General features: G+C 34.5%; 8 protein-coding genes. All 8 read left to right on the plus strand.

Annotated features, from left to right (window positions below):
- The first annotated feature begins 133 nt into the window (after positions 1-133).
- Positions 134-1309, plus strand: coding sequence for a mannonate dehydratase (uxuA, locus tag EG348_RS16335; RefSeq protein ID WP_123984046.1), 1176 nt, complete (start codon positions 134-136; stop codon positions 1307-1309).
- A gap of 105 nt (positions 1310-1414) precedes the next feature.
- Entirely contained in the window at positions 1415-2230 is an 816-nt protein-coding gene (locus EG348_RS16340) for an SDR family oxidoreductase (RefSeq protein ID WP_123984047.1), read from the plus strand.
- Positions 2231-2408: 178 nt separating this feature from the next.
- Entirely contained in the window at positions 2409-4097 is a 1689-nt protein-coding gene (locus EG348_RS16345) for a glycoside hydrolase family 43 protein (RefSeq protein WP_123984048.1), read from the plus strand.
- A gap of 30 nt (positions 4098-4127) precedes the next feature.
- Positions 4128-6641 (plus strand): glycosyl hydrolase 115 family protein, encoded by a 2514-nt coding sequence (locus EG348_RS16350; protein WP_123984049.1) that lies wholly within the window; start codon positions 4128-4130, stop codon positions 6639-6641.
- A gap of 48 nt (positions 6642-6689) precedes the next feature.
- Positions 6690-7742 carry an aldose epimerase family protein gene (locus EG348_RS16355; RefSeq protein ID WP_123984050.1) on the plus strand — a complete coding sequence of 351 codons (1053 nt, stop codon included), beginning with the start codon at positions 6690-6692 and terminating at the stop codon, positions 7740-7742.
- Positions 7743-8268: 526 nt separating this feature from the next.
- Positions 8269-9978 (plus strand): DUF5597 domain-containing protein, encoded by a 1710-nt coding sequence (locus EG348_RS16360; protein WP_123984051.1) that lies wholly within the window; start codon positions 8269-8271, stop codon positions 9976-9978.
- A 71-nt stretch (positions 9979-10049) separates the two neighbouring features.
- Entirely contained in the window at positions 10050-11957 is a 1908-nt protein-coding gene (locus EG348_RS16365; protein ID WP_123984052.1) for a sialate O-acetylesterase, read from the plus strand.
- Positions 11958-12066: 109 nt separating this feature from the next.
- Positions 12067-13515: an MFS transporter gene (locus EG348_RS16370; RefSeq protein WP_123984053.1), complete on the plus strand. Its 1449-nt coding sequence runs from the start codon at positions 12067-12069 to the stop codon at positions 13513-13515.

Below are 13515 nucleotides of genomic sequence, written 5' to 3' on the forward strand. Positions count from 1 at the left end.
TTGCTGATTAGAAAGCCTTTGCGAACTTAAAAGCATAAAGTAATTCAAAGAAAATCTTTGCGCCTCTTTGCGTTAAAAAAATAATTAAAGCAGATATAAAAAAAGATTTAGATAAAATTTAAAATCAAAAATTATGGAAAAAACATGGCGTTGGTTTGGTAAAAAAGACAAGATTAAGCTCAATATGCTCCGTCAGATCGGTGTTGAAGGCATTGTTTCAGCACTTCATGACGTTTCGAATGGAGAAATCTGGTCTTTGGAAGCCATTAATGAATATAAAAATTATATCGAAAGTTTCGGACTTCGATGGTCGGTCGTAGAAAGCCTTCCCGTAAGCGAATCCATCAAATATGGAGGTGAAAATAGAGATCAATTGATCGAAAATTACATAAAAAGTCTCGAAAACTTAGGAAAAGCTGGTGTTACAACGGTATGTTACAACTTTATGCCCGTTCTCGATTGGGCGCGTACCGATCTTTTTCATCAATGGGAAGACGGTTCATCATCTTTATATTTCGACAAGGCCAAATTCGCTTATTTTGAAATTTACATTTTAGAAAGACAAGGTGCCGAAAAAGATTACACTCCTGAAATTCTTGCTAAAGTTGAAGAATTAAAAAAGACAATCACTGAAGAGGAAAAAAACGATTTAATTGATTCAATTATCGTTAAAACACAAGGTTTTGTCAACGGAAATATTAAAGAAGGCGATCAAAATCCGGTAGCTATTTTTAAAAGTCTACTGGCTTTATATGACGGAATTGATAAAGATCAACTTCGTCAGAACATGAAATGTTTTCTAGAAAAAATAATGCCTGTCTGTGAAAAATGGAACATTCAAATGTGCGTACATCCCGATGATCCTCCATTTTCATTACTAGGTTTACCAAGAATCGTAACTTGTGAAGAAGATATCGACTGGTTTTTAAATGCCGTCGACAACCAGCACAACGGATTGACATTCTGCACAGGTTCTTTAAGTGCCGGATTGCAAAATGATGTTCCTAAATTGGCTCAAAAGTATGCTTCTCGTACAAAATTCGTTCATCTTAGAAGCACCAATGTTTTCGAAAACGGAGATTTTATAGAAGCCCATCATTTAGAAGGCAGAGGAAAAATTATCGAAGTCATTCGAATATTTGAAAAGGAAAATCCAACCTTACCCATGCGGATCGATCACGGTCGATTACTAACTGATGATATTGATAAAGGCTACAATCCCGGCTATTCATTTCTGGGAAGAATGCTTGCCCTAGGACAAATTGAAGGCGTAACGGCAGCCGTAAAAACCGAAATAAAATCAAATTAAAAGTATCGAAGGGACGGTTAAAATAGATTAGGATGCCAATCCTATCAAATCTATAAGATTAAAAAACGATCAACCATCAACAACTAACCAACAACTAAAAAAACAATGAACGAAATATTCAGCATAAAAGATAAAGTTGCAGTCATCACAGGAGCTTCCGGAGTTTTAGGCGGAACTTTAGCCAAAAGTTTCATTAAAGCAGGTGCAAAAGTGGTGGCTTTGGGAAGAAATCAGGAAACATTGGATGTTCGTGTAAAAGAATTAATAGAATCTGGCGGTGAAGCTTTTGCCGTTGAAGCCAACGTTATGAATATCGAAAGCCTTGAAAACGCATCAAAAAAGATCATTGAAAAATACGGACAAATAGATGTTTTGCTCAACATTGCAGGTGGAAATATTCCTGCGGCAACACTTTCTCCCGACCAGTCATTTTTCGATCAGAATTTGGATGGATGGGATGAGGTGACCAATCTCAACATCAACGGAACTGTTTATCCAAGCTATGTTTTCGGAAAAGTAATGGCAGAACAGGGAAGCGGAAGTATTGTCAATATTTCTTCGATGGCTGCGTATTCTGCGATTACAAGAGTGGCAGGATATTCTGCTGCAAAATCAGCGATTACCAATTTTACGCAATGGCTGGCATCAGATGTAGCATTAAAATTTGGAGATAAAATTCGTGTAAATGCCATTGCTCCAGGATTTTTTATCGGCGATCAAAACCGTGCAATTTTATTAAATCCTGATGGATCTTTAACGGATCGAAGCAAAAAAGTTATTGCAAAAACGCCAATGGGACGCTTTGGTGATGCAGAAGAATTGAACGGAGCTGTACAATTTTTATGTTCAGATGCTGCAAGTTTTATTACGGGTGCTTTATTGCCTGTTGATGGAGGTTTCAGTGCCTTTAGCGGCGTTTAAAATTAATCACAATCATTTTATATAGTTTCTAAACAAGGTCATTCATTTTTGCTTGACTAGACCTTGTTTTTTCAGTTTGAATTAAATCTAAATCACTTATTTCTATGTAAAAATGAAATATTATAAGAAATAAGTGATTTCTAAAGTAAATTTTCCTTCATCATCATCACAAAATAATATGAGAAAGTATTTCACAAAATCACTATTTGCTATTGCAACATTATTTTCATTTGAAAATATTTCTGCACAAATTTTCTCTGATTTTAACTACAAAGGAAATGACAAAATATATTCAGAAAATCCCCTTAAAACTGATGAATTTTATTCACCAATTCTTCAGGGGTGCTATCCCGATCCCAGCATCACAAGAAAAGGAAACGATTATTATTTGGTAAATTCTTCATTTTCAATGTTTCCCGGTGTGCCTATTTTTCATTCTAATGATTTGGTTAATTGGAAACAAATCGGTCACGTTTTAGACAGACCTTCTCAGTTAAAAGTCGAAACTGCTGGTGTTTCGGAAGGAATTTACGCACCAGATATTAAGTATAACAAATACAACGACACTTTCTATATGGTCACCACTCAGATTGCCAGTGGAATAGGGAATATGATCGTTAAAACTAAAGATCCCGCAAAAGGCTGGAGTGAGGTTCAAAAACTGAATTTTGACGGTATCGATCCGTCTATTTTCTTTGATGATGACGGAAAAGCATATATCGTTCATAATGACGCAACACCGAAAGGAACCGAACAATACAACGGTCATCGTGTGATCAAAATTTGGGATTACGACCTTGAAAAAGACCAAGTTGTTGCAGGAACAGATAAAATTATCGTCAATGGCGGAGTAAACATCACTCAAAAGCCAATCTGGATTGAAGGTCCACACCTTTACAAAAAGAATGGAAAATATTTTCTCATGTGTGCTGAGGGAGGAACAGGAGGAAATCACAGTGAAGTAATTTTTATGAGTGACAGCCCAAAAGGTCCGTTTATTCCGGCTGAAAATAATCCCATTTTGACGCAACGGTATTTTCCAAAAGACAGAAAAGATAAAGTAGATTGGGCAGGTCATGCAGATTTGGTAGAAACTCCCGATGGAAAGTATTACGGAGTCTTTTTGGGCGTTCGCCCCAATGAAAAAAATCGGGTGAATACGGGTAGAGAAACCTTTATTCTTCCGGTAGACTGGAGCGGAACGTATCCTGTTTTTCAAAATGGATTGGTTCCGATGAAGCCAATAGTAAAAATGCCGAAAGGAGTTAAAAACCAAACAGGGCAAAACGGATTTTTCCCGAATGGAAATTTCACTTTTTCAGATCATTTAAACAATGAATTAGACGATCGTTGGATTGCAATGCGAGGTGCACGTGAGAATTTTATAAATGTCACTAAAAATGGTGTGAAAATCAATTCTTTTGCTACAAATATCAAAGCAAAAGCTCCCGTTTCAGCACTGTTTCACAGACAGCAGCACGCATCTTTTGAAGCAACAGTTAGTTTAGATTTTAAGCCAAAATCACAAAATGATCTGGCTGGAATTACCTGTTATCAGAACGAAAAATTCAATTATGTTTTCGGATTGACCAAAAAAGATAAAGATTTTTATCTGGTATTGGAAAGAACGGAAAAAGGAAATTCAAAATTGATTTCGAGTGAAAAAATTTCACTTTCAAAAAATATAAAACTTCAAGTTGTTGCGGAAGGTGATGATTATCAATTTAATTATTCTTTGGATGAAAAGACTTTTCTCAACCTTGGAGGTCATGTTTCCGGAGATATTTTGTCAACGGATGTAGCGGGCGGTTTTACAGGAAGTTTGATTGGTTTGTATTCAACTTCAACCAATGATATTCAACCTTAATTTTTTTTATTAATTCACAAATTAAATAGTATGAATTCTTTATTTAAGTCAATTACAATGTTGGTTTTCATTTTATTCTTTGGAATTAAAATAAGATCTGCACAGCCATTTATCACCACAGAAAAAAGTTCAGAAACTATTCTGTTGAAGGATAAATCGACGAAAATTTCATTCTATTCAGACGAAGGAATTGATAGAGGGATTTTAAGAGCCATTAGTAATCTTCAATCTGATTTTCAGAAAGTAACGGGCGACTTTCCCGATCTTTTAAACCAAATTTCAACTTCTCAATCTCCATTGATTATCATCGGGACTATCGGAACAAATTCTGTGATTGATGAATTGATCAAAAAGAAAAAAATTAATGAAAATGAATTAAAGGGTAAAAATGAAAAGTTTATCATTCAGAATATAAAAGATTTAAACGGAGTTTCGGAAATGATCGTTATCGCGGGAAGTGACAAACGCGGAACTATTTATGGAATTTATGAGCTTTCGAAGCAAATCGGCGTTTCGCCATGGTATTATTGGGCAGATGTTCCCATTAAGCAAAAGGAAAATCTCTATTTTAAAAAAGGAATTTACACAGACGGCGAACCAGCCGTAGAATATCGCGGAATTTTTCTCAATGATGAAGAACCTTCGCTGGGAAGTTGGGCGAGAGCAACTTTCGGAGGGATTAATTCTAAATTTTACGAAAAAGTTTTTGAATTAATTCTTCGCTTAAAAGGAAATTACATTTGGCCAGCAATGTGGGGAAAAGCTTTCTATGATGATGATTCCGAAAACGGAGTATTGGCTGATGAAATGGGAATTATCATGGGAACTTCACACCACGAACCGATGGCATTGGCACAAACCGATTGGCATCGATACATCAAAAAGAATAATTTACCGAATATTTGGGATTATTCCAAAAATTCGGAAGTTCTTCAACAATTTTGGAAATCAGGAATCGAACGAAGTAAAAACTGGGAAAAGCTTGTCACGGTTGGAATGCGTGGTGACGGAGATGAAGCGATGGGAGACAAAACCAATATTTCATTATTGGAGAAAATTGTAAAGGATCAAAGAGAAATCATAGAAAAAGTTACAGGAAAAAAAGCGGAAAAAACACCGCAGGTCTGGGCTTTGTATAAAGAAGTTCAGGATTATTATGATGAAGGAATGCGAGCTCCGGATGATGTTATTTTGCTATTTTGTGATGATAATTGGGGAAACGTCCGCAAGCTTCCCAACTTATCTAAACCTCTCCACAAAGGCGGCTACGGGATGTATTACCATTTTGATTATGTAGGTGGACCGAGAAATTCTAAATGGATCAATATCAGCCCGATTCAAAGAGTTTGGGAACAAATGAATTTAACGTATGAATATAAGGTCAATAAACTGTGGGTGGTCAATGTTGGAGATTTAAAACCTATGGAATTTCCGATCAATTTTTTTATGGAAATGGCTTGGGATCCTCAACAATTTAATTCCGATAATTTATTAGAATACACTGAAAAATGGGCTTCAAAACAGTTTGGTTCAACATATTCAAAAGAAATCGCAAGAATGATCAATTTATACGCAAAATACAACCGTCGTGTAACTCCCGAAACCTTAAATTCTGAAACCTACAGCCTGGAAAATTACAATGAATTTGAAACGGTTGTGAATGATTATCAAAAATTATCTCTTGATGCGAACAGGCTTTACAACGAGATTCCTAATGAATATAAAGATGCTTATTTTCAATTGGTTCTTTATCCGATCGATGCCTGCAGTAATTTATATGAGCTTTATTTTAATGTAGCAAAAAACCATCAGTTAGCATCCAAAAAAGATAAGAGAGCAAATGATTTTGCAGATAAAGCAAAGAAAAACTTTGAATATGATTCCATTTTACAGGAGAAATATAACAATAAAATTTCCGGAGGAAAATGGCAACATATGATGGATCAAACCAGAATAGGTTATACAAATTGGCAACAGCCGGATAAAAATACAATGCCTGAAGTATTTTACGTTTCCAAAAGCGAAAAAAATACAATTTTTAAGGAAAAAGACGGCTACATTTCCATTGAAGCTGAAAATTTTTCACATCAAAATAATTCAGACAGAATTCAGTGGAAAATCATTCCCGATTTTGGAAAAACATTATCCGGAATTACGATTTTTCCTCAAAATATTAACCCAAAAGAAAAAGAAAATATCTATTTGGAATATGATGTTGATTTTACTTCAACAGGGACTTTTGAGGTTCAATTATTACTTGCTCCAACACTCAATTTCAACAATAATAAAGGGCTTCGATATGAAATTTCGTTTGATGGAGAAAAACCACAGATTGTTAATTTTAATGAACATTATCGTGGCGAATTGGGACAATGGCAGTCAGAGCATATTATAAAGTCTTCTACAAAACATACTATAAAGAAATCGGGTAGACATACTTTACGTTTCAGAGTGCTGGAAGCAGGAATTGTTTTAGAGAAAATCCTGATTAATACTGGTGGATTGAAGCCCTCATATTTGGGAGCTCCCGAAAGCAGTAATTAATTTAAAATTCAATATCAAAATAAAAAAACATCAAGAATCACTCAAAAAATGGAAAAAATTAAAGTTTCAGATTTTGGAATAACACAAGAAGGTGACCAAATAAAGAAATATATAGTAACCAATAAAAATGGGATGAAAGTCGAAATTATCAATTACGGTGGAATCGTTATCTCACTTACTGCTCCTAACAGAAAAGGAAATTATAAAGATGTAGTTTTAGGTTTTGTAAATCCTGAAGATTATTTTAATGAAAATTCTTATTTTTTCGGAGCGATTATAGGAAGATTTGCCAATAGAATTGCCCATGGAAAATTTAGTTTAAATGGGAAAATTTTTAATCTAAATAAAAATAATGGAGAAAATCATCTTCATGGCGGCGATAACGGTTTTTTTACAAAAGTTTGGACTGCCGAAATAGTTCCAAATTCTCAAACACTCAAACTTTCATACATCAGTAAAGATGGTGAAGAAGGCTATCCGGGAGAACTTACAACCACCGTTTTTTATACGTTAACAGATCAAAACGCACTCGAAATTTATTATGAAGCAACAACAGATCAACCTACGATCATCAATTTGACGCATCATTCATATTTCAATCTTTCAGGGGATTTTTCGAAGCAAATTGTTGATCATGAGCTTCAAATTAATGCTGAGCAATTCATTCCCATTAATAAATCGTCAATTCCGGAAAATGATTTTAAAAATGTTGCAGAAACACCTTTTGATTTCAGAAATTTTAAAGCGATCTGGAAGGATATTGATACTAAGAATGAGCAGTTGCAACGGGCAAACGGCTACGATCATTGCTGGATTCTGAACGGAAATGGAATGAGATCAGCAGGTTCGCTTTATCATTCCGAGACTGGTCGCAAACTAGATGTATGGACGGATCAGCCGGGAATTCAGGTTTATTCCGGGAATTTTTTAGATGGAAAATTTGAAACTAAAACAGGCGGGAAAAATAATCCACGAACAGGAATTTGTCTTGAAACACAGCATTTTCCGGACTCTCCAAACAGGGATTCTTTTCCATCTGTAGAACTTAAACCGGGAGAAATATATTCAACAAAAACAGTTTATCAGTTTTCAGTAAAATGATTTAAAATAAAACAATTGAATTTTAGGTTTGTGGTATCGCTTTTCAGTGATTTTTAAGAGAATAATTAATTAAATTTTGCTTGAAATCGATTAAAATGACGTGAAGTAAATGTTAAATTAATGTTAAAGTTTTTTATCAATAATTGATTCAATTTAAAATCCAAATTCCTGATGGTTATTGTTAAAAATATGATAAGTCATTCTGTTAAATTTTGAAGTCAAAGTTTAAAATATTAGTGAATGTCTTTTCCAATGCAGAATTAGGGTTTTTCAATGTTTAGTCTAATCTTATTTTTAATGATAAGGTAGATGTTTTTTATTCATTTTTTTGAGGATTTATTTTTAGAATTCGAATGTAAATTTACTCGCTGGACAAAAACTGTTTTATATATAGATACTTTCTTTTATTTTTAAAAAAACTTGAAATATTTATTTAATAAAAATGAATTTTAGAAAATGTTTTTAAGTATTATTTAATTTTTTGATGAATTTGATAAAACTATCATTAAGATCAAATATCCCTATTATGAATATAAATAAAGCTTTACTCCTTTCCGGAATTTTTCTTTCGTTTTTCACTAAGGCGCAGGAAATTCCTCGTTTGCAGAAAAAAGGAACGGCGACACAACTTGTCGTGGATAAAAAACCATTTTTGATTTTGGGTGGCGAGTTGGGAAATTCTTCTGCATCATCTTTTCAGGATATTGAAAGAGATTTTCCGAAGCTTCAGCAAATGGGACTTAATACAGTTTTAGTTCCTGCTTATTGGGATTTAATTGAGCCTGAAGAGGGAAAGTTTGATTTTAGTTTAATCGATAAAACGATTGATCAGGCAAGAAAAAACAATCTTAAAGTTGTCTTTTTATGGTTCGGTTCTTATAAAAATTCTATGAGTTGTTATGCTCCGCTTTGGTTTAAAAAAGATTATAAAAAATATCCCAGAGCTTATTCAAAATCCGGAAAACCAATGGAAATTGCGAGTTCCTTTTCTGAAAATGTATTAAAAGCTGATAAAAAAGTTTTTGGTGAATTAATGAAGCATATTTCTGTGGCTGATAAAACGCAGGGAACGGTAATTATGGTTCAGGTTGAAAACGAAATCGGAATGTTGGAAGGCGCTCGTGATTATTCTAAAGAAGCAAATGCTGCTTTCAATACACAAGTTCCGGAAACATTGATGAAATTTTTAACTAAAAATAAAAAAGAACTTCATCCTTCATTGCTTGAGAAATGGGAGAAACAAGGTTTTAAAACCAAAGGAAACTGGCAGGAAATCTTCGGAAATGATGTATTCACGGACGAATTATTTACCGCTTATTATTACGCTCAGTATGTAGAAAATTTAGCAAAAACAGCGCGTTCCATTCATAATATTCCGTTGTATGTCAACGCCGCAATGAACAGCAGAAATAGACTTCCTGGAGAATATCCTGCAGGTGGCCCGTTAGCTCATTTAATTGATATTTGGCATGCCGGAGCGCCGAGTATAGATATGCTTTCTCCGGATTTATATGATGGGGATTTTACAAGTTGGTCAGCAAAATATAGACTTCACAACAATCCGTTATTTGTTCCTGAGATCAAAATGACTCAAAATAACGGGGTACAGGCTTTTTATGCTTTTGGAGAACATGATGCGGTTGGATACAGTCCGTTTTCGATTGAAAATAATTCTGAATCGGGAAGTAAAAGATTGGCAGAAGCTTATTCAAAATTGAAAGAATTGATGCCGATTTTAACGAAATATCAAGGACAATCGCAGTCAAAAGGTTTATTGTTTGATCAAAAAAATACAGAACGTATCATCCATTATGATGACTTGAAAATTACGACAAAACATTTCTTTAGTCTTCCGTGGGATGCTCGGGCAAAAGATGGAAGCATTTGGCCGGAAGGTGGAGGATTGATTTTACGTTTGGCAAAAGATGAATACATCATCGCAGGAAGCGGAATTGTCGTAGAATTTGACAAGGAAAACGAGAAAAAAGAAATTCAAACTAAAGATTTGGGTGAAGACGGTTTTGCAGCTCAAGGCGGAAAAAATCAGACTCAAAATATTTGGGCTGGAGGAAAAAGAGTAGGAATTGGTCCCGTAGATGAAATTAGCATTGATGAAAACGGAAAATTGAGTCCGATAAGAAGGCTAAACGGTGACCAGACACATCAGGGAAGACATGTTCGGATCGGAGTTGATGATTTTCAAATTCTTCATGTAAAATTATACGAGTATCAATAAAATTATCAATAGGAGCGGGCTTTAGCCCGTTTACAAATATTCATTAAGGCTTTAGTCAAAACATATTAAAAATGAATACAATTAAACTATTAAACATTATATTTTTCTTCTTCAGCATTTGTTTTGTTGATGCTAAAATCAAACTTCCGAAATTAGTTTCAGACGGAATGGTTCTACAACGAGATGAGAAAATAAAAATCTGGGGAACGGCTGATATTGGAGAAAAAGTTCAAGTCAATTTTAAAAATAAAAAATATCATACTGTTGCTGACAATTTAGGAAAATGGAAAATCATACTTCCTAAAATGAAATCTGGCGGGCCTTTTACCATGACAATCAATGAAATTACATTAAAAAATATTTTGATTGGTGATGTGTATCTGTGTTCTGGTCAGTCCAACATGGAGCTTCCGATGCGTAGAGTAAAAACGTTGTATCCGCAGGAATTACAGAATGCTAATAACACGAATATTCGATTTTTTACGGTTCCTCAAAAGTATGATTTTAAAATAGTTCAAAATAATTTAGATGGCGGAAATTGGGAAGAAACGAATCCTCAAAATATTCAGAATTTTTCTGCGATAGCCTATTTTTTCGCAAAGGAAATGTATGAGTATAATAAAATTCCGGTTGGGATTATTAATTCAAGTTTGGGAGGTTCTCCCATTCAGGCTTGGATGGATGAAAATTCACTCAAAAAATATCCTGAATATCTTTCTGAAGCTCAAAAATGGCGAAATGATGAACTGATTTCTAAAACTGAATCTTCAGAAAAAGCATTGAGTAATGGTTGGTATGCAGAATTAGATCAATTGGATGCTGGAATAGCCAATCATTGGGAAAAACCAGAATTCGATGATTCCAATTGGAAAAAAATGAATGTTCCCGGCTCTTGGGAAGATGTAGAAAAACCTTTTGATGGAAGTATTTGGTTCAGAAAAGAAATAGATCTTCCAAAAGGAGCTGAAAAAAACACAGGATTTCTGAATTTAGGAAGAATTAAAGATGCGGATGTGACGTATATCAATGGGAAAAAAGTAGGAAATGTTACCTACGAATATCCTCCGCGTTGGTACGATATTCCTACTGGAGTTTTAAAAGAAGGTAAAAACATCATTGCTGTAAGAATCACTAACGGAAGCGGAAGAGGAGAATTTATAAAAGACAAAGACTACTTTTTACAAATCGGTTCAGAAAAAATAGATTTAAAAAGTGAATGGAAATATAAAATCGGAGCAATCATGAACAGACCGGCTCCAGGACAAACTTTCATCAGGTGGAAACCAACGGGATTATATAATGCTATGTTGAATCCTTTAATTCAATATCCAATAAAAGCAGTTTTATGGTATCAGGGTGAAAGCAATACGGCAAAACCTCAGGAATATCAGGATTTATTATCTACCATGATTTTGGATTGGAGAAATAAATGGAATCAGAAAGACTTACCTTTTTTAATTGTTCAATTGGCCAATTTTATGGAAACAAAACCTGAACCTACAGAAAGTAATTGGGCAGAATTAAGAGAACAGCAAAGAAAGGTTTCCAAAACCATCCCAAACACCGGACTTGCCGTAACCATTGACATCGGAGAATGGAATGACATTCATCCTTTAAACAAAAAAGATGTAGCAAAAAGACTCTCATTACAGGCTCAGAAAACACTTTTTGATAAAAATGTCATCGCGGACGGACCTGTTTATCAATCCATGAAAATTAAAGGTAATAAAATCATTCTTTCATTTAAAAAAGGAACAGATGACTTTTCTTCTGTTTCAGAATTAAAAGGTTTTTCAATCAAAGGAAAAGAAAGAATTTTCAAATGGGCAAAAGCAAAAATAGAAGGCAATAAAATCATCGTTTGGAATGATGAGATTAATGATCCGATTGCCGTGCGATACGCTTGGGCAGACAATCCCGATAAAGCGAATCTTAAAAATAAAAGTGGATTGCCAGCCTCACCATTTACAACAGAATAATTTTTAAAACAAAATTGAATCAATAAATATATAGAACAAAAAGACATTGGGTTTTAGCAGTTTGTTTTTAATCTAATATCTAGCATCTATTATCTAACATCTAAATTATATGAACAATTCTCAAAAAATATCAGTAATCGAAAAAATAGGCTACAGCTTGGGAGATCTTGCTGCAAATCTTGTATTTCAGACATTGGTTACCTACTTGGCGTATTTTTACACAGATATTTATGGTTTGAAGGCGGAAGACGCTTCGGTCATTACATTGATTGTAGGATTGGTTGCCGGTTTTGGTTTTAATCCATTGATTGGAGCGCTGGCAGACCGAACGAATACAAAATGGGGCAAGTTTCGTCCGTGGATTTTGTTTACGGCCGTTCCGCTTGGTGTGGCGGCAATGTTAGCTTTCAGTACACCGGATTTTTCGTACAAAGGGAAAATTATTTACGCTGCGGTTACTTATTCGGTTTTATTGCTTTTGTATGCTTCAAATAACTTGCCTTATTCGGCACTAAGTGGCGTTATTACGGGTGATATGAGCGAAAGAAACAGTATTTCTTCGTATCGTTTTGTGGCAGTAATGTTTTCACAGTTTTTTGTTCAGGTTTTCATGTTACCAATCATTTTATCAATCGGAAACGGTGATAAAGCAGCCGGAATTGAAGTTGTAATGACTTGGCTCGCCATCATCGGAAGTGTAATGTTATTGATCACTTTTTTCACAACAAAAGAAAGAGTAGTTCCCAATGCAGATCAGAAATCAAACTTAAAAGATGACTTAAAAGATTTATCTAAAAATAAACCGTGGATCATTATGTTATCGGTTACAGCTTTGATATTCATTACGTTGGCAATGAAAGGAGGTTCGTATGTCTATTACTTTAATAATTATGTGGATGAAGCGAGCTTAAAGAATTTTATTTCTCCAATTACATCATTTTTTGATTCTATTGGAATGAACTTTTTCGGAGAAAATGCAAAATCAGCAGGATTTGGTTTATTCAATGCAGGTGGAATCATTATGATGATCGTCGGGATTACTTTTTCTAAAAGATTTGCCGATAAATACGGGAAAAGAGATGTATTTATGGCATCATTATTTATCTCGACATTATTTGTTTTGATCTTCATCTTCTATCCGCCAAAAGCAGTTGGAATGATGTTTTTATCACAAATAGTACACGGTTTTTTCTATGGAATTAGTACACCCATTTTATGGGCAATGATCGCCGACGTGGCAGATTATTCGGAATGGAAAAATAAAAGAAGAGCAACCGCCATTATTTTCTCTGCAATGATGGTCGGATTAAAGGTTGGATTGAGCATCGGAAGTTCATTAGTAGCTTTAATTATAGGGAAATATGGCTATATTTCTACGGAAGGAAATCAAAATGTCATTCAGCCAGAAACGGTTGCGACAGGCGCTAAAATGTTGGTGAGTATATTTCCTGCTATTCCATTTTTTCTCGCTTGCGGATTGCTTTTCTTTTATAAAATCAACAAAAAAATGGAGGTTCAGATCGAGCAAGAATTAGCCGAAAGAAGAAATAAAAACTAA

This window comes from Chryseobacterium sp. G0201, assembly GCF_003815655.1.
Lineage (GTDB): Bacteria > Bacteroidota > Bacteroidia > Flavobacteriales > Weeksellaceae > Chryseobacterium.

Bases quoted from the DNA above. Each gene is read 5' to 3' on its own strand.
- EG348_RS16360 (WP_123984051.1), top strand. From the start codon at position 8,269: ATGAATATAAATAAAGCTTTACTCCTTTCCGGAATTTTTCTTTCGTTT.
- EG348_RS16355 (WP_123984050.1), top strand. From the start codon at position 6,690: ATGGAAAAAATTAAAGTTTCAGATTTTGGAATAACACAAGAAGGTGAC.
- EG348_RS16365 (WP_123984052.1), top strand. From the start codon at position 10,050: ATGAATACAATTAAACTATTAAACATTATATTTTTCTTCTTCAGCATT.
- uxuA (WP_123984046.1), top strand. From the start codon at position 134: ATGGAAAAAACATGGCGTTGGTTTGGTAAAAAAGACAAGATTAAGCTC.
- EG348_RS16340 (WP_123984047.1), top strand. From the start codon at position 1,415: ATGAACGAAATATTCAGCATAAAAGATAAAGTTGCAGTCATCACAGGA.
- EG348_RS16345 (WP_123984048.1), top strand. From the start codon at position 2,409: ATGAGAAAGTATTTCACAAAATCACTATTTGCTATTGCAACATTATTT.
- EG348_RS16350 (WP_123984049.1), top strand. From the start codon at position 4,128: ATGAATTCTTTATTTAAGTCAATTACAATGTTGGTTTTCATTTTATTC.
- EG348_RS16370 (WP_123984053.1), top strand. From the start codon at position 12,067: ATGAACAATTCTCAAAAAATATCAGTAATCGAAAAAATAGGCTACAGC.